Raw genomic sequence first — 17,708 nt, forward strand, 5'->3', positions numbered from 1 at the left:
AGATCGGCAGGCACAGCGTGGAAGTTGTCATCGTCAAGGACGCCAAGGCGGGCGGCGAGCTGATCGCGGACGGCATCGCCGGCCTCCTGCGCCGCAAGCCCGACGCGCTGCTGGGCGTGGCCACCGGATCGACCCCGCTGCCCATCTACGACGCCCTGATCGCCCAGGTCCAGGCCGGCACCGTCGACGCCTCCCGCGCCCGCGTGGCCCAGCTCGACGAGTACGTGGGCCTGCCCGCCGGGCACCCGGAGTCGTACCGTTCGACGGTGCTGCGGCAGGTCGTCGAGCCGCTCGGGCTGTCCCAGGACGCCTTCATGGGTCCCGACGGCTCCGCCGAGGACGTCCAGGCGGCCTGCGAGGCCTACGACAAGGCGCTCGCCGAGGCCGGCGGGGTGGACCTGCAGATCCTGGGCATCGGCACCGACGGGCACATCGGCTTCAACGAGCCCTGCTCCTCGCTGGCCTCCCGCACCCGGATCAAGACGCTCACCGAGCAGACCCGCGTCGACAACGCGCGCTTCTTCGACGACGACATCGACCAGGTGCCGCACCACGTCATCACCCAGGGCATCGGCACCATCCTGGAGGCCCGTCACCTGGTGCTGCTCGCCACCGGCGAGGGCAAGGCCGAGGCCGTGGCGCAGACGGTCGAGGGCCCGGTCGCCGCGCTCGTGCCGGCCTCCGCGCTCCAGCTGCACCCGCACGCGACCGTGGTCGTGGACGAGGCCGCCGCCTCCAAGCTGAAGCTCGCCGACTACTTCCGTCACACCTTCGCGAACAAGCCGTCCTGGCAGGGCATCTAGGACCTCGCGCGCACAGCCGGTGCGCGAAGGGGCCCGGCACCTGGTCCAGGTGCCGGGCCCCTTCGTCGTGGGCGAGGTGTCGCGGGCGGGCGGGTCAGCGGCCCGCGATGACCTCGGCGGCGGCGCGGCCGCAGACCCGGGCGGCGCCGTGGGTGGCGATGTGCAGGGCGCCGCGGGGCTCCGACTCGTTCAGGCCCATCTCCACCACCACGGTGTCGGGACGGGCGGCGAGGAGGGCGTCCAGGGTCCCGGACATCCACGGGTGGCGGTGGGCGTCGCGGACGACCGCGACCACGCGCCGCTCCCCCGCCGCCGCGAGGACGGCGTCCGCCGAGGCGTCGGTCCCGTAGGAGCCGGTGGTGGTGCCGGGGAGGAGCCGCTGAAGTTCGGCGGCGATGCCCCAGGGCGTCTCGTCGCCGACGGCGAAGTTGGCGACCGGGGTGAAGGAGGCGACGTAGGGCGCGGCGGTGATCGGCTCGTAGGGCCGCGTTCCGGGCGTCACCTTCAGGGCCCGGCGGGCCGCGACGAGTCCGACGTCGGTGCCGGGCGCGGTCCCCTCCTGTTGTGCCGCGCCCGGCCCCGATACAGCCCCCCTGACCCGGTGCGCCTGGGTCCAGGCCGCCAGGGCGCGCACGCGCGCCGCGGCGTCGGCCAGCCGCTCCTCGGGCAGTTCACCGGTCCGTACCGCCGTCACGAGCGCGTCGCGCAGCCGCAGTACGGTGTCCTCGTCGGCCAGCCCGCCGCCGACGCAGATGGCGTCGGCGCCCGCGGCGATCGCGAGGACGGATCCGCGCTCGATGCCGTACGTCGCCGAGATGGCCTGCATCTCCATGCCGTCGGTGACGATCAGGCCCTCGAAGCCCAGGTCCTGGCGCAGCAGACCGGTGAGGATCTGCGGGCTCAGGGTGGCCGGGCGGTCGGGGTCGAGCGCGGAGAGCAATATATGCGCGCTCATGACGGCTTTGGTACCCGCGGCGATCGCGGCGCGGAAAGGTGCCAGCTCACGGGCGTGCAGTGTGGCGAGGTCCACATCGATCCGGGGCAGGGCGTGGTGCGAGTCGACGTTGGTGTCGCCGTGTCCGGGGAAGTGCTTGGTGCACGCGGCGACGCCCACGGCCTGGAGGCCGTCGACGTAGGCCACGGTGTGCCGGGCGACCAGGTCGGGGTCGGCGCCGAAGGAGCGGACGCCGATGACCGGGTTGGCGGCGTTGGAGTTGACGTCGGCGGACGGGGCCCAGTTGAGGTCGACGCCGCACGCGGCGAGCCGGCGGCCCAGCTCGCGGGCGACGGCCCGGGTGAGCTCGACGTCGTCGACGGTGCCGAGGGCGTAGTTGCCGGGGAAGGAGGAGCCCTCCTTGACCTCCAGGCGGGTGACGTCGCCGCCCTCCTCGTCGATCGCGACCAGGACGTCGTCGCGTTCGGCGCGCAGCCGGGCGGTGAGGGCGGCGAGCTGCTCGGGAGCGGCGATGTTCCGGCCGAAGAGGCCGACCGAGGAGAGGCCCTCGCCGATCCGGCGGAGCAGCCAGTCGGGTGCGGTGGTGCCGACGAAGCCGGGCTGGAGGACGGTGAGCGCGTCCCGGGTCAGGGTGTCGGTGCCGGTTGCGAGTGTGGTCATGGGGCGGTCGTCATCCCTTCACTGCGCCGGCCGTCAGACCCGCGGCCATCTTGCGCTGGACGAGGAGGAAGAGGATCACGATGGGGACGGCCATCATGGTCGAGCCGGCCATCATCGGGGCGTACTCGGTGCCGTTCTTGGTGATGAAGTTGGACAGCCAGACGGTCGCGGTCTGGTTCTGCTGGCTCATCAGCATCAGCGCGTAGAGGTATTCGTTCCAGGCCTGGATGAAGCCGTAGACCGAGGTGGCGACCATGCCGGGCGCGAGCAGCGGGAAGACGACCCGCAGGAAGGCGCCGGTGGGAGTGCAGCCGTCGACCTGGGCGGCCTCCTCGAGCTCCTTGGGGATGTTGACGATGAATCCGCGCAGCGTCCACACCGTGAAGGGCAGGATGAAGGTCAGGTAGGTGATGACGAGGCCGCTGAGCTTGTCGTACTGCCCGAGGTCGTTGAGCAGCAGGAAGACCGGGATGATCATGGCGACCAGCGGGATCATCTGGACGGTGAGGATGCCGACGATGACGATCTTGCGGCCGCGGAAGGCGAAGCGCGAGATGGCGAGCGCGGCGAGCAGGCCGACCGCGATGCCGATGACGACCACCACGGTGGAGACGACGAGGCTGCGGGTGACCGGGCCCCAGAAGTCCGCGATGTCCAGCGCGCGCCGGAAGTTCTCCAGCGTGAAGGTGGACGGGAAGAAGTGCGGGTCCGGGTCGATCGCGTCCTTGGCCGGCTTGAAGGCCGTGTTGATCATCCAGTAGACCGGGAAGCCGGCGGTGACGAAGACGAGCAGGCCGAGCAGGTTCCAGCCGAGCTTCGACTTGCGCGGCCTGCGCGGGGCCTGGGTGGCGGTGCTCACTCGACATCTCCGATCTTGAGCATCTGGCGCATGTAGACCGCCACGACGCCGAGCAGCAGCAGGACCGAGACGAGCGCGATCGCGGAGCCGGTGCCGTAGTCGTTGACGACGAAGGCCTTGTCGAAGGAGTACGTGGTGAGCAGCTGGAACTCGGCCTCCGGGTGGCCGTTGCGCATCACGTAGACCTGCGGGAAGACGCCCATGTCCCAGATGACCGACAGCGTCGTCAGCATGACGATGACGGGCTTGAGGATGGGCAGGGTGACGTAGCGGAAGACGCCCCCGGCGCCGGCGCCGTCGAGGCGGGCGGCCTCTTCGAGTTCCTTGGGCACCTGGGTGAGTCCGGCGCTCAGCGTGATCACGACGAAGGGCACGGCGCCCCAGACCACCAGGAGCATGATCACGGCCAGGCCCTGCGGGCCGCTGGCGAACCAGTTGTGGCCGATCATGTCGACTCCGGGCAGCCGGCTGAGCAGCCAGTTGAGCACGCCGTAGTCGGCGTCGAAGAGCCATTTGAAGATGGCGGTGGCGACGATGATCGGCATGCCCCAGCTCGCCACGAGCACGATGTTGATCAGCATCTTGACCCAGCCCGAGACGCGCTGGAGGAGCAGGGCGATCGCCATGCCGAGGACCATGGTGACGATCACCGCGCCGGCCGCGAAGAGCACGGTGCGCAGCACGACGGTCCAGAACTCGCCGTCGCCGAGGATCGCGGTGAAGTTGTCGAAGCCGGCCGACTCGGGTTCCTGGAAGCCCCACAGCTGCGGCTGGCCGAACTTCTGGAAGGAGAGGGTGACCAGGCGTATCAGCGGATAGCCGAGGACGAGGAGCAGGACGATCAGGCACGGCGCCAGGAGCAGCCATGGGGTGCCGGTCTTGGCCCTGGGCTTCCCGGCCGGGCGGGCGGTCGGGCCGGCTCCGGAGCCGGAGGGTGGCGATTGCCGCACCGGCGGCACCTTCGCGGTGGTTGTCTCAGCGGCACTCATCCCGTGCTCCTCAGCGGTCCCTCTCGTGGTACGGGCCGCAGGGCCCCGCCGCGCCGGCGGGGCCCTGCGGTGTCAGGTCACTTGGTGTTGATGACCTTGTCGATCGCGGCGTCGGCGTCCTTGGCCGCCTGCTCGACCGACTTCTTGCCGTTGGCGATCTCGATGAGCATCGTCTTGAGGGTCTGGGCCTTCTCGACCTGGCCCCAGCCGGGGGCGGTCGGGACGAACCAGCTGGACTCGGCCGCGGTCGCCGGGACGGCGGTGGCCGGGTCGCTCTTCAGCGGAGCGAGGTCCTTCTTGTTGTTGGGCAGGTTGCCCTTGGCGACGAGGCCCTTCTGGCCCTCGGCGCCGGTGAAGGCGGCGATCCACTCGGCCGCCACGCCCTGGGCCTTGGACTTGATCGGGACGGCCAGGTCGGAACCGCCGAGGAAGACGGGGAGGTTCTTGCCGGACGGGCCGGGCATCACGAAGTTCTCGAGCTTGTCCTTCAGCCCGCCCACCTTGTCGGTCTTGGGGTCGGCGGCGGTGGCGCCCTCCCAGCCGGCGGCGAACATGGTCGCGGACTTGCCCTGGCCGAAGACGACGGGACGGTCGGACTCGTCCTTCGTCTTGTCGCCGTGCATGTACTTGTCGACGATGTTCTTGTACTCGGTGAGGCCCTTGACGGACTCGGGCGAGGAGAGGTTGGCCTTCCAGGTCTCGCCGTTCTGCTTGGCGATGGAGCCGCCGGCCTCGAAGACGAAGGACATCGCGGCGTACCAGTCGGGCGACGGCTGGTACCAGGCGCTGAACTTGTCGCCCTTCTTGGCCTGGATCTTGTCGAGCGCGGCGGTCAGCTCGGCCCAGGTCTTCGGGGCGGCCTTGACGCCGACCTCGGCGGCGATGTCCTTGCGCCAGGTGCCCACGCGGCCACCGGCGTAGTAGGGGACGCCGTAGGTCTTGCCGTTGTAGGTGACCGAGTCCTTGAGGGCGTCGAGCCACTGGTCGGAGTTCTCGAACTTCGACGGGTCGACCTCGGCGAAGGCGCCCTTGGCCATGTAGCTGATCATCTCGGTGTTGCCCATCTCGACAACATCCGGGGCCTTGTCGGTCGCGAGCACCGCGTCGAGCTTGGTGTTCTTGTCCGGCCAGCCGTAGTACTCGTGCTTGATGGTGATGCCCGGGTGCTTCTTGGTCACCGCGTCGTCGGCAGCCTTGACCAGCTCGGGCCAGTTGTTCTGGGCGTCGACCGTCAGCCAGACGGTCAGCTCCTTGGCCTCGCCGCCGGCCTTGTCGCCGCCCTTGTCGGAGCCCCCGCACGCCGCGATCGAGACCATCATGCCCGCGACGCCGATCGCCGCGATGAGCTTGCGCTTCACGCCACCCTCCTCAGGGATGCCTGCAACCCCTGCCCACCGCGCGAAGACATACGTCGAGTAGTGCTCGTGGGGCTGGGACCTGGTCTTTAATGGTGTAGACCAGTACCCGGAGCTTGGCCTAGACCTTTAGGGGTGTCAAGGGTGTATAAGAAGGGCAGTCGGGTCCGTTATCGGACCGACACCTGAGGGAGGGCGACGACCCGTGACCGGTCCGTGCCACCATGTGAGCCGCGACAGACGGAGGAGCCGGTGACGGCAGCAGCACAGGAGTCGGGAAGGCAGGCCATGGCCACGGACGCGGGCAGCACGGAGACAGAGGGTGGCGCGGCCACCCGTACCGCGCGCGTGCCCAAGTACTACCGACTGAAGCGGCATTTGCTCGACATGACGGAGACCCTGCCGCCCGGCACGCCGGTCCCGCCCGAGCGCACGCTCGCCGCCGAGTTCGACACCTCGCGCACCACCGTGCGCCAGGCCCTCCAGGAACTGGTGGTCGAGGGCCGCCTGGAGCGGATCCAGGGCAAGGGCACCTTCGTGGCCAAGCCCAAGGTCTCCCAGGCCCTCCAGCTCACCTCGTACACCGAGGACATGCGGGCCCAGGGCCTCGAACCCACCTCGCAGCTCCTCGACATCGGCTACGTCACCGCCGACGACACCCTCGCCGGACTGCTCGACATCTCGCCCGGCGGCCGGGTGCTGCGGATCGAGCGGCTGCGCCTGGCGAGCGGCGAGCCGATGGCCATCGAGACCACCCACCTGTCCGCCAAGCGCTTTCCCGCACTGCGGCGTTCCCTGGTGAAGTACACCTCGCTCTACACCGCGCTCGCCGAGGTGTACGACGTCCACCTCGCCGAGGCCGAGGAGACCATCGAGACCTCGCTCGCCACCCCGCGCGAGGCCGGGCTGCTCGGCACGGACGTGGGCCTGCCGATGCTGATGCTCTCCCGGCACTCGCTGGACGCCCAGGGCGAACCGGTCGAATGGGTGCGCTCGGTCTACCGCGGCGACCGCTACAAGTTCGTCGCCCGCCTCCAGCGGCCCCACGGCTGATCCGGCCGGAGCCGCCGCTTCCCACTGACGGTTGATCCGTTATACGGACAGGGGTTCCTAACAGCGAGACCGTCCCCTAGATTTCCCCGTCATTACGAGGTGATCAGCGAGGGGACGGTTTCGCCATGTCAGAAGCGACACAAGGGAAACAACCGGTCATCACACCCGCCAGAGTGGTGATCGCGCTCTGCCTCGTCGCGCCGTTCGTCGCGATGCTGTGGGTGAGCTCCTACGCGAAGGTGGAACCCACCTTCGTCGGTGTCCCGTTCTTCTACTGGTACCAGATGCTGTGGGTCGTGATCTCCACCGCTCTGACCATGGTCGCGTACCAGCTCTGGAAGCGTGACCAGCGCTCCCGCAAGGGAGGTGCGTCGCAGTGAAGCACGACGGCGTGAACGGCGTCGCCCTCGGCGTCTTCGTCTTCTTCTTCCTGGCCGTCACGGTCATGGGCTTCCTGGCCGCCAAGTGGCGCCGGGCCGAGAACGAGCACAGCCTGGACGAATGGGGCCTGGGCGGCCGCTCGTTCGGCACCTGGATCACCTGGTTCCTGCTGGGCGGCGACCTCTACACCGCGTACACCTTCGTCGCCGTCCCGGCGGCCATCTACGCGGCGGGCGCGGCCGGCTTCTTCGCCGTGCCGTACACCATCCTGGTCTACCCGCTGATCTTCACCTTCCTGCCCCGCCTGTGGTCGGTGTCCCACAAGCACGGCTACGTCACCACCTCCGACTTCGTCCGCGGCCGCTTCGGCTCCAAGGGCCTGTCGCTGGCGGTCGCCGTCACCGGCATCCTCGCCACCATGCCGTACATCGCGCTCCAGCTCGTCGGCATCCAGGCCGTCCTGGACGTGATGGGCGTCGGCGGCGGCGAGAACACCCACTGGTTCGTCAAGGACCTGCCGCTGCTCATCGCCTTCGGCGTGCTGGCGGCCTACACGTACTCCTCCGGCCTGCGCGCCCCGGCCCTCATCGCCTTCGTCAAGGACACCCTGATCTACCTCGTCATCGCGGTGGCGATCATCTACATCCCGATCAAGCTGGGCGGCTTCGACGAGATCTTCGGCAAGGCGGCCCACGCCTACGAGGCACTCAACCCGAAGACCGGCAAGCCCAAGGGCGCGCTCGTGCCCGGCGAGGCAGGCCAGTGGACGTACGCGACGCTCGCGCTCGGCTCGGCGCTCGCGCTGTTCATGTACCCGCACTCGATCACCGCGACGCTCTCCTCCAAGAGCCGCGAGGTGATCCGGCGCAACACCACCATCCTGCCGCTGTACTCGCTGATGCTGGGTCTGCTGGCGCTGCTCGGGTTCATGGCGATCGCGGCCGGTGTGAAGGTGACCAACGGCCAGCTCGCCATCCCGCAGCTGTTCGAGAACATGTTCCCGGCCTGGTTCGCCGGCGTCGCCTTCGCCGCCATCGGCATCGGCGCCCTCGTCCCGGCCGCCATCATGTCGATCGCCGCCGCCAACCTCTTCACCCGCAACATCTACAAGGACTTCATCAAGCCCGACGCCACCGCCGCCCAGGAGACCAAGGTCTCCAAGCTCGTCTCGCTCCTGGTCAAGGTCGGCGCCCTCGTCTTCGTCCTCACCATGGACAAGACCGTCGCCATCAACTTCCAGCTCCTCGGCGGCATCTGGATCCTGCAGACCTTCCCCGCCCTCGTCGGCGGCCTGTTCACCCGCTGGATGCACCGCTGGGCCCTCATCGCCGGCTGGGCCGTCGGCATGGTCTACGGCACCGCCGCCGCCTACGGCGTCGCCAGCCCCACCCAGAAACACTTCGGCGGCTCCTCCGCCGAGATCCCCGGCATCGGCGAGATCGGCTACATCGGCCTCACCGCCTTCGTCCTCAACGTCCTCGTCACCGTCGTCCTCACCCTCGTCCTGCGCGCCGTGGGCACACCCGACGGCGTCGACGAGACCTCCCCCGAGGACTACACCGCCGACGCCGGCGACACCGGCGTCGTCACCGAGCCGCCGAAGGTCGGCAGCGCGCACTGATCCCACCGGGCGGGCAAACGGTCCCGCCACGCTTCCGAACGGCCGCCGGGGCCCCTGCCAGGGGTCCCGGCGGCCGTTTCTCGCGGCGAGGCGACTCCCGGGCGGCCCGACTGCCCCGGCGGCCCCAGCGCCCCCGCACCGCCCGGCGGCCCCAAGCGCCGCCCGGCGGCCCCCCGGCGCGCGTCCGGCGCGGGGCGCGGGAGACTGCCGGGCATGGACTTCATGATCAGAGACGTACGGCCGGAGGAGTACGCGACCCTCGGCGAGCTCACCGCCCGGGCCTACCTCGACGACGGACACCTCCTCCAGGGCGAGGACGACTGGTATTTCGGCCATCTGAAGAACGTGGCCGGGCGGGCCGAGGTCGCCGACGTGCTCGTGGCCGTCGCCCGCGACGAGGCGGACGGCGCCGTCCTGGGCGGTGTGACCTTCGTCCCGGCGCCCGGAGTGATGGGCGATCGCGCCGAGGCCGGCGAGACCGAGATCCGGATGCTGGCCGTCGCGCCCGCCGCCCGCGGCCGCGGTGTCGGCGAGGCGCTCGTGCGGGCCTGCGTGGACCGCGCGCGGGCCGTTCCTGGCTGTGTGCGGATCGTTCTGTCCACCCAGACCGGGATGCGCACCGCGCACCGGATCTACGAGCGGCTGGGCTTCGGCCGCGCCCCGGAACGGGACTGGTCGCCGATCCCCGAGCGGCCTGAATTCCGACTCCTCTGCTACACGCTGGAGTTGTAGCGGCGCAAACGACACACAACATGTGGGGGGTGCGGCAAGCGGCGCCCCCCACATGTATGCTCGTCCTCGCTGTCGCCGCAGGGGAATCCGGTGGAAATCCGGAACTGTCCCGCAACGGTGTGCTTTTGCGTGTTTCGCGCACGGGCGAGTCCGAGGACCTGCCGGCAGCGCGCCCGGTCCGTCCGTTCCGGGTGTCACAGACGTCCGGGCCTCGCGGAGTGGGCCGGTGGACGCGGCGCCGCCATGCCTGCGGCCGCCGCCGCCCGCCTCCCTTCGCCCTGGCCCCGAGCCGAGCGAGGGAGAGCCCCCACGTGACCATCGCGCCCGCCGATCCGGCCGCAGCGATCGAGAACGACGGCCCCGGGACCGTACTCCTGCGGACCCTGACCGATCTCACCGCCGACCTCCCGGACGCCGACCCCGGCAAGGTCGCCGCCGCCGCGCTGCGCGGCCGGCACGCGGGCTCGGACGAGGCGGAGCTGCGCGAACTGGCCACCGAGGCCGCCGCCGGCCTGATCGCCGAGGACCCGGCCTACTCCCGGCTCGCCGCCCGGCTGCTCACCCTCACCATCGCCGAGGAGGCGGCCGGACAGGGCGCGACCTCCTTCGCCGCCTCCGTCGCCGTCGGCCACCGCGAGGGCCTGATCGCGGACCGCACCGCCGAGTTCGTCGCCCGGCACGCCGACCGGCTGGACGCGACGATCGACCCGGTCGCCGACGACCGCTTCGGCTACTTCGGCCTGCGCACCCTCTACTCGCGCTACCTGCTGCGCCACCCGATCACCCGCAAGGTGATCGAGACGCCGCAGCACTTCATGCTGCGCGTCGCCTCCGGCCTCGCCGAGGACGACAGCGACCGCGCGGTGGACGAGGTGACGGCGCTGTACGGGCTGATGAGCCGGCTCGACTACCTGCCCTCCTCCCCCACCCTGTTCAACTCCGGCACCCGCCACCCGCAGATGTCCTCCTGCTACCTGCTGGACTCCCCGCAGGACGAGCTGGACTCCATCTACGACCGCTACCACCAGGTGGCGCGCCTGTCGAAGCACGCGGGCGGCATCGGCCTGTCCTACTCCCGCATCCGCGCCCGCGGTTCGCTGATCCGCGGCACCAACGGCCACTCCAACGGCATCGTCCCGTTCCTGAAGACGCTCGACGCGTCCGTCGCCGCCGTGAACCAGGGCGGCCGGCGCAAGGGCGCCGCGGCCGTCTACCTGGAGACCTGGCACGCGGACATCGAGGAGTTCCTGGAGCTCCGCGACAACACCGGCGAGGACGCCCGCCGCACCCACAACCTCAACCTCGCGCACTGGATCCCGGACGAGTTCATGCGCCGGGTCAACGCGGACGCCGACTGGTCGCTGTTCTCCCCGGCCGACGTCCCCGAGCTCGTCGACCTGTACGGCGAGGAGTTCGACGCCGCGTACCGCAAGGCGGAGGAGGCGGGCCTGGCCAAGAAGACCATGCCGGCCCGCGACCTGTACGGCCGCATGATGCGCACCCTCGCGCAGACCGGCAACGGCTGGATGACCTTCAAGGACGCCTCCAACCGGACCGCCAACCAGACCGCCGAGCCCGGCACCGTCGTCCACTCCTCGAACCTCTGCACCGAGATCATCGAGGTCACCGACGACGGCGAGACCGCGGTCTGCAACCTGGGCTCGGTCAACCTCGGCGCGTTCGTCGTCGGTTCGGACATCGACTGGGAGCGGCTCGACGAGACCGTCCGCACCGCCGTCACCTTCCTCGACCGGGTCGTCGACATCAACTTCTACCCGACCGAGCAGGCGGGCCGCTCCAACGCCCGCTGGCGCCCGGTCGGCCTGGGCGCGATGGGCCTGCAGGACGTCTTCTTCAAGCTGAAGCTGCCGTTCGACTCCGCCGAGGCCCGCGCGCTGTCCACCCGGATCGCCGAGCGGATCATGCTGGCCGCGTACGAGGCCTCCGCCGACCTCGCCGAGCGCAGCGGCCCGCTGCCCGCCTGGGACAAGACCCGCACCGCGCGCGGCGTCCTGCACCCCGACCACTACGACGTGGAGCTGAACTGGCCCGAGCGCTGGGCGGCGCTGCGCGAGCGGATCGCCTCCGTCGGCATGCGCAACAGCCTGCTGCTCGCCATCGCCCCGACCGCGACGATCGCCTCCATCGCGGGCGTCTACGAGTGCATCGAGCCGCAGGTCTCCAACCTGTTCAAGCGCGAGACGCTGTCCGGCGAGTTCCTCCAGGTCAACACCTACCTGGTGGACGAGCTGAAGCGGCTCGGCGTGTGGGACGCGCAGACCCGCGAGGCGCTGCGCGACGCCAACGGCTCGGTGCAGGGCTTCGGCTGGGTGCCGGCCGAGGTGCGCGAGCTGTACCGCACGGCCTGGGAGATCCCGCAGCGCGGCCTGATCGACATGGCGGCCGACCGCACGCCGTTCCTCGACCAGTCGCAGTCCCTGAACCTGTTCATGGAGACGCCGACCATCGGCAAGCTGTCGTCGATGTACGCGTACGCCTGGAAGCAGGGCCTGAAGACCACGTACTACCTGCGCTCGCGCCCGGCGACCCGGATCGCCCGCGCCGCCCAGGCCGCCACCCTTCCCGTCCAGCAGGTCGCCGACCCCGACGCCGTCGCCTGCTCCCTCGAAAACCCCGAGTCCTGCGAGGCCTGCCAGTAATGAGCACCACCCGGAACCAGAACCTCCTCGACCCGGGCTTCGAGCTGACCCTGCGTCCGATGCGCTACCCGGACTTCTACGAGCGCTACCGCGACGCCATCAAGAACACCTGGACCGTGGAGGAGGTCGACCTCCACTCGGACGTCGCCGACCTCGCCAAGCTGTCGCCGGGCGAGCAGCACATGATCGGCCGCCTGGTCGCGTTCTTCGCGACCGGCGACTCGATCGTGGCCAACAACCTGGTGCTCACGCTCTACAAGCACATCAACTCCCCGGAGGCGCGCCTGTACCTGTCGCGCCAGCTCTTCGAGGAGGCCGTGCACGTCCAGTTCTATCTGACGCTGCTCGACACCTACCTGCCCGACCCGGACGACCGCGCCGCCGCGTTCGCCGCCGTCGAGAACATCCCCTCCATCCGCGAGAAGGCGCAGTTCTGCTTCAAGTGGATGGACTCGGTCGAGAAGATCGAGAAGCTGGAGACGGCCGCCGACCGCCGCCGCTTCCTGCTCAACCTGATCTGCTTCGCCGCGTGCATCGAGGGCCTGTTCTTCTACGGCGCCTTCGCCTACGTGTACTGGTTCCGCTCCCGCGGCCTGCTGCACGGCCTGGCGACGGGCACCAACTGGGTGTTCCGTGACGAGACGATGCACATGAACTTCGCCTTCGAGGTCGTGGACACCGTCCGCAAGGAGGAGCCGGAGCTCTTCGACGACGAGCTGCGGCAGCAGGTCACCGACATGCTGAAGGAGGCCGTCGAGGCCGAGCTCCAGTTCGGCCGCGACCTGTGCGGCGACGGCCTGCCGGGCATGAACACCGAGTCGATGCGCGCGTACCTCCAGTGCGTCGCCGACCAGCGCCTGACCCGCCTCGGCTTCGCCCCGGTGTACGGCTCCGAGAACCCGTTCGCGTTCATGGAGCTCCAGGGCGTCCAGGAGCTGACCAACTTCTTCGAGCGCCGCCCGTCCGCCTACCAGGTGGCGGTCGAGGGCTCGGTGGACCTCGACGAGGACTTCTAGCCGGTACGGCGAAGGGCCCCGCACTCCTCGGAGTGCGGGGCCCTTCGGCGTGACGGTGTGCGGTCAGTCGTTCGCGACGACCGGGTAGCGCGGGGTGCCCTCTTCCATCTGGCGCAGGGCGTCCTTGCGGTCCCGCTTCGACAGCTTGTCGATGTAGAGGAAGCCGTAGAGGTGGTCCGTCTCGTGCTGGAGGCAGCGGGCGAAGTAGCCGGTGCCGCGGACCTTGATCGGGTTGCCCTTCAGGTCGACGCCGTGCACCTCGGCGAAGTCCGGACGGGCCAGCGAGGCGTACGCGGTCGGGACCGACAGGCAGCCCTCGTTGGAGTCGTCGAGGTGGCGGCGGTCGGCCGGCAGGTCCTGGAGGACCGGGTTGATCACGTGGCCGACGTGCCGGACGCCCTCGTCGTCCATGCAGTCGTAGACGAAGACCTTCAGGTCCACGCCGATCTGGTTCGCGGCGAGGCCGACGCCCTCGGCGGTGCGCTGGCTGGCGAACATGTCGTCGACCAGCTGGGCCAGCTCGTCGTCGAACTCGGTGACGTCCTTGCACTCCCGGTGGAGCACGGGGTTGCCGACCACCGTGATCGGACGCGAGGTGCCGCGCTCGCGGTGGGCGGCCTCGCGGGCCTCGGTGTCCTCGGTGTCGACGACGAAGCCCTCGTCGTCCACCGCGAACACGCCCGTCTGCTCCTGCTCAGTGCCCTGCTGCGCCATCTCCGCCGTACGCCTTCTTCCTGGAAACCGATACAACCGCTGTAGGTGTGGGATACAGCCTACGGGCAGAGGTCAGCAGACTTCCTCCAGATCACGCCATTCCCGGCTGTCCGGACTGTCCGCGACCCAGCCGTCGAGGAGCCCGCGGACCAGGCCCGCGGGCGCGGCGATACCGCACTCGCGCTCCGGCACCCACAGCTCGCCGGGCGAGCGGTGGCCGAGCGGGCCGGGATGTCCGGGCTCGCTGTGGTCGTGCGGGTCCAGGTGCTCGCCCTCGCCCTCGGCGCTCGGCATCGTCGACTCGGAGCAGGCCCGGCACAGCAGCCGTACGGAGGACGACCAGTCCTCGGCGGCGAAGCCGGCGTCGGCGGCCAGCTGCTCCAGGGCGTCCCGGTCGGCCTCCGTGGCGGCCTCCAGGAGGACCACCCAGGTCGGCACCGGCGAGGGCGCCCACAGCTCGATCTCGTCGAAGACCGGATAGGACGGGCCGGCGCTGGTGGTGCGCTCGCCGTTCGGCACGCCGTCGTGGAGGACGACCTCGCCCCAGCGGCGTCCGGACGACGGCAGCGGGATGGACAGCACCTCGATCCGGGCCGGGTCCAGACGGCGGCCCCACACGACCTCGGCCTCGCCCTCCGGGGACAGCCGCACGGCCGCGCTGCCCAGCTCCATGCCGGCCGGCTCGCCGGTGCCGGCGGCCGCGCCGGGCACCTTGAGGCCGTAGGCCTGCCAGGCGCGGCGGGCCAGCGGCCAGTCCTGCAGGGCGGTGGCGGCGATGCCCACGTTCCACCAGTCCGGGGCGCCGCTCTCCTTGTCGAGCAGCGCGACGGCGCGCAGCCCGGCGGCCCGCGCCTGCTCCCAGTCGTGCCGGAACTTGTGCAGCAGGGCCAGGTTGAACCAGGACTCCGAGAGCCAGGGCTCCAGGTCCGCCGCGCGCGTCAGCAGCGCGCCCGCGTCCTCGTACCGGCCGTCGCCGATCAGCGTGAACGCGCGGTCGGTGGCCTGCCGCCACGAGGCGGAGGGCCGATGCCGTACCTTCCCGAAGATCCTCACGATTCCCGCCTGCCGGTCGCTTCACCCTCTTGTTCGCATCCAACCATGCCCGGTCGGACGCGCGCTCATTACCCATGGGTTACCCCGGCGGGACGGAGGCGATACCCCTGGTCGCGGCGGGCGTGGCCGCGCCCCTGGCCAGAACCCTGGCCAGGGACTCGACCACGTCCGGGTGGTAGTCGCGGGCGGCGCCGAGACGGAGCCGCTCCAGGGCGCCGAGCCCGCCGCCCGCGCTGCCGGCGGCGAGGTCGTCGTACGCGTTGACGACCCGGACGATCCGGGCGGGCAGCGGCTGCTCCCGGTACGGGTCGGCCTGCCGCTCCACGACGACGGCGACGGCCGCCGGGACGCCGGTCTGGCGGACCACGGCGCCGCCGAGCAGGGCGATCCTGCGCTGCTCCTCGGCGGGCAGCAGCGCGGTGGCGCCGCCGTCGACCGGGTCGACCAGCGAGAGCTGTCCGATGTCGTGCATGAGCGCGGCGTATTCGAGGACGGTCAGCTCGGGGCCGGAAAGGCCCATCTCGCGGCCCACGGCCCGGCTGAGCGCGGCGACCCGGCGGGCGTGGCCGGGCGGTGTGCAGCCGGCGATCTCGGTGGCCCGGGCGAGCGAGGCGATGGTCTGCCGGCTGGTGGTGCGCACCGCCGCGTAACGCCGGAAGGAGACCTGGGTGAGCAGCAGCGGTACGGCGAAGACGGGCAGCGCCCACAGTCCGGCGACGGCCGTGCCGAGGGCCATGACGGTGCCGGTGGCGCAGACGGCCGAGCCGATGCCGAGCAGGGCGTGCAGTTCCTCGCGGAGCAGCGGGCCGTAGGGATGGCCGGTGCGGGCGCGGTGCAGCAGGGCGGCGAGGACGGCGTCGCACAGGGCGGTGAGCAGGAGCAGCAGGAGCAGGAAGAGGGCGTAGGAGGCGCCCTGGCCGAGGTGGGCGGTGAGAGCGCCGGCGTTGTAGAGCGGCTGGAAGCAGAGGGCGGCGAAGCCGACGGTGAGGATGCGCCGGGCCAGGTGGTCGAGGACGGGACCGCGGCCGCGGGCGACGTGGGGCACGATCCCGGCGAGCCCGGCCGCGACGACGACGGCGACGGTCTGCAGGACGCCGTGGGTGGTGGGCTCGCCGCCGCTCTCGCCGAGCAGGGCGTACGCGAGGGCTCCGGCGGCGGCGAGCGGCGCGGGCTCGCGCTCCTCGGCGTCGGCGCCCCGGCGGGCGAGCTCGCCGCAGGCGATGAGGACGCCGAAGGCGAGGGCGGTGCCGGGTTCGCGGAGACCGGTCCAGAGGGTGGCGCCGAAGGCGGTGAGGGCGAGCAGCACGGCGGCTGCGTGCACGGCGCCCACGACGGCCCGCCCGGCCCTCACCCGCGCTCCCGGGCGGGCGCCGGGGCCTGCGCGCCGGGCGGTGCCGAAGCCGGCCTGGGAGCCGGGGTGCGCGGGGCCGGGACGGTGGTCTCGTCGGCCGTGACCTCGGTCTGCCAGCCGTGCCGGTCCAGGGCCCGGGCCAGCGCCTCGACCATGCGCGGGTCGAACTGGGTGCCGGCGCACCGCTCCAGTTCGGCGAGCGCCGTCCCGACGGGCCGGGCCCGGCTGTAGCAGCGGGTGGAGGTCATGGCGTCGAAGGCGTCGGCGACGGCGACCACGCGCGCGTACTCCGGGATCTCGTGGCCCTTCAGGCCGTACGGGTAGCCGCTGCCGTCCATGCGTTCGTGGTGGTGCAGGATCGCGGTGCGGGCCTCGCCGAGGAAACCGATGCCCCGCACCATCTCGTGCCCGTACTCGGGATGGAGCTCGATGACCCGCCGCTCCTCCGGCGTGAGCGGGCCGTCCTTGCGCAGCACCCGGGTCGGCACGCCCAGCTTGCCGACGTCGTGGAGGATGCCGGCGAAGCGGACGACCTCCAGCCGGGGCTCCGGCATGCCGAGCTCACGGGCGATCAGGACGGAGGCGTGGCCGACCCGCTCGCTGTGGCCGCGGGTGTAGCGGTCCTTGATGTCGACGGCCTGGACGAGGGCCCGGATGGTGGCCTGGTGGGCGGCGCGCTCGCGGTGGTACTGCGCGAAGCCCCAGCAGGAGATGTACATGGGCAGCAGGACGAAGAGGGCGGCCACCGGCCCGTACCCGCTGCGCCAGAGCACGGCCATCATCAGCCCGGCGAGGCCGTGGACGGAGTGCGGGGCGAGGGAGCGGGCGAGCAGCCCGCGCCAGGCGGTGCGCGGCGGCATCTGTTCGGCGGTGGCGCGGATGCCGCCGTCGAGGGCGGTGAGGACCAGGCAGAAGGTGAGCGCGGTGACCGCGGCCGGGAGCAGCACGTACGGGAAGTCGGGGCCCAGGGCGCCGCGGCCGAGCGCGCCGGGACACTGCAGGAGCTGGCCGACCAGGGCCGCGGCCCAGACGGCGAGGGCGAGTTCGGCGGCCCGCCAGGCCCGGCGCAGTCCGGCGGGCGGCTGGTCGACGCGGGCGAGCACGGCCCCGGGCAGGGCGGTGAGCGCGGCGGCGGCGGGCGGCAGCAGCAGCGCGGCGGCGAGCAGGACGGGGAAGAAGGAGACGGTGCCGAGCGGCGAGACCGGGACCGCGCCGCCGCGGCCGGAGCGGCGGTGCGAGCGGGTGGCGAGCGGGCAGCGGGCCGGCACCTCGCACACGGTGTTGAGGGCGGCGAGCAGCAGCACGGTCTGCCAGGGAGTGTCCGCGCCCGGGCGTAACGCGGGCAGGGTGACCGCGGCGGCGGCGAGCAGGGCGCAGCCGACGTAGCCGCGTGCCGTGTGCGGAACGACCTTCATCCGCGGAATGACCTTCGCGCCCATCACACCGGCCACGCTAGCGAGTCGGCGCCGTCGCGACGGCCGGCCGGGAGCGATTCGCACCATCGGG

At 71.4% G+C, this 17,708-nt stretch carries 15 protein-coding genes and 1 riboswitch; of the genes, 7 read left to right on the forward strand and 8 right to left on the reverse strand.

Annotation, left to right across the window (positions count from 1 at the left end; translation table 11 throughout):
- Window positions 1-17 precede the first annotated feature (17 nt).
- A complete protein-coding gene (gene nagB / locus ACIGO8_RS02240; protein WP_399722869.1) occupies window positions 18-803 on the forward strand; it encodes a glucosamine-6-phosphate deaminase in 786 nt (261 codons plus the stop codon).
- Between the two features lie 94 nt (window positions 804-897).
- On the opposite strand, the gene ACIGO8_RS02245 is transcribed toward nagB, so the two are convergent.
- From ACIGO8_RS02245 to ACIGO8_RS02260, 4 genes are all read right to left on the reverse strand, one after another.
- The gene (locus ACIGO8_RS02245) at window positions 898-2,418 is read right to left on the reverse strand and encodes a glycoside hydrolase family 3 protein (RefSeq protein WP_399722871.1); all 1,521 of its coding nucleotides are present in this window, start codon (window positions 2,416-2,418) and stop codon (window positions 898-900) included.
- Between the two features lie 10 nt (window positions 2,419-2,428).
- Window positions 2,429-3,277, reverse strand: coding sequence for a carbohydrate ABC transporter permease (locus ACIGO8_RS02250; RefSeq protein ID WP_399722872.1), 849 nt, complete (start codon window positions 3,275-3,277; stop codon window positions 2,429-2,431).
- Complete coding sequence (locus tag ACIGO8_RS02255; RefSeq protein WP_399722873.1) at window positions 3,274-4,266, reverse strand: carbohydrate ABC transporter permease; 993 nt, start codon at window positions 4,264-4,266, stop codon at window positions 3,274-3,276. Before ACIGO8_RS02255 ends, ACIGO8_RS02250 begins: the two co-directional genes overlap by 4 nt.
- Before the next feature lie 77 nt (window positions 4,267-4,343).
- Window positions 4,344-5,624, reverse strand: a complete 1,281-nt coding sequence (locus ACIGO8_RS02260) for an extracellular solute-binding protein (protein WP_399722874.1) — start codon at window positions 5,622-5,624, stop codon at window positions 4,344-4,346.
- 285 nt (window positions 5,625-5,909) lie between these two features.
- On the opposite strand from ACIGO8_RS02260, the gene ACIGO8_RS02265 reads away from it, so the two are divergent.
- From ACIGO8_RS02265 to ACIGO8_RS02290, 6 genes are all read left to right on the forward strand, one after another.
- Complete coding sequence (locus ACIGO8_RS02265) at window positions 5,910-6,674, forward strand: GntR family transcriptional regulator (protein WP_399724261.1); 765 nt, start codon at window positions 5,910-5,912, stop codon at window positions 6,672-6,674.
- Between the two features lie 125 nt (window positions 6,675-6,799).
- Complete coding sequence (locus tag ACIGO8_RS02270) at window positions 6,800-7,054, forward strand: DUF3311 domain-containing protein (protein WP_399722875.1); 255 nt, start codon at window positions 6,800-6,802, stop codon at window positions 7,052-7,054.
- Between the two features lie 11 nt (window positions 7,055-7,065).
- Window positions 7,066-8,676: a monocarboxylate uptake permease MctP gene (gene mctP / locus ACIGO8_RS02275; protein WP_399724263.1), complete on the forward strand. Its 1,611-nt coding sequence runs from the start codon at window positions 7,066-7,068 to the stop codon at window positions 8,674-8,676.
- A gap of 213 nt (window positions 8,677-8,889) precedes the next feature.
- Window positions 8,890-9,408: a GNAT family N-acetyltransferase gene (locus ACIGO8_RS02280; RefSeq protein WP_399722876.1), complete on the forward strand. Its 519-nt coding sequence runs from the start codon at window positions 8,890-8,892 to the stop codon at window positions 9,406-9,408.
- Window positions 9,409-9,451: 43 nt separating this feature from the next.
- Window positions 9,452-9,589, forward strand: a riboswitch (cobalamin riboswitch).
- A 130-nt stretch (window positions 9,590-9,719) separates the two neighbouring features.
- A complete protein-coding gene (locus ACIGO8_RS02285; RefSeq protein ID WP_399722878.1) occupies window positions 9,720-12,068 on the forward strand; it encodes a ribonucleoside-diphosphate reductase subunit alpha in 2,349 nt (782 codons plus the stop codon).
- Window positions 12,068-13,084 (forward strand): ribonucleotide-diphosphate reductase subunit beta, encoded by a 1,017-nt coding sequence (locus ACIGO8_RS02290; RefSeq protein ID WP_399722880.1) that lies wholly within the window; start codon window positions 12,068-12,070, stop codon window positions 13,082-13,084. Before ACIGO8_RS02285 ends, ACIGO8_RS02290 begins: the two co-directional genes overlap by 1 nt.
- 63 nt (window positions 13,085-13,147) lie before the next feature.
- Here the strand turns inward: ACIGO8_RS02290 and def are convergent, their stop codons facing one another.
- The 4 genes from def to ACIGO8_RS02310 all read right to left on the reverse strand — a co-directional run bounded on the left by def (window position 13,148) and on the right by ACIGO8_RS02310 (window position 17,617).
- Window positions 13,148-13,798, reverse strand: a complete 651-nt coding sequence (gene def / locus ACIGO8_RS02295) for a peptide deformylase (protein ID WP_399722882.1) — start codon at window positions 13,796-13,798, stop codon at window positions 13,148-13,150.
- A gap of 72 nt (window positions 13,799-13,870) precedes the next feature.
- Entirely contained in the window at window positions 13,871-14,851 is a 981-nt protein-coding gene (locus tag ACIGO8_RS02300; protein ID WP_399722884.1) for a tetratricopeptide repeat protein, read from the reverse strand.
- A 79-nt stretch (window positions 14,852-14,930) separates the two neighbouring features.
- Window positions 14,931-16,172: an HD-GYP domain-containing protein gene (locus tag ACIGO8_RS02305; RefSeq protein WP_399722886.1), complete on the reverse strand. Its 1,242-nt coding sequence runs from the start codon at window positions 16,170-16,172 to the stop codon at window positions 14,931-14,933.
- 26 nt (window positions 16,173-16,198) lie between these two features.
- Window positions 16,199-17,617 carry an HD-GYP domain-containing protein gene (locus ACIGO8_RS02310; protein ID WP_399724266.1) on the reverse strand — a complete coding sequence of 473 codons (1,419 nt, stop codon included), beginning with the start codon at window positions 17,615-17,617 and terminating at the stop codon, window positions 16,199-16,201.
- Window positions 17,618-17,708 lie beyond the last annotated feature (91 nt).

This window comes from Streptomyces sp. NPDC053493, assembly GCF_044544825.1.
In the GTDB taxonomy this organism is placed as follows: domain Bacteria; phylum Actinomycetota; class Actinomycetes; order Streptomycetales; family Streptomycetaceae; genus Streptomyces.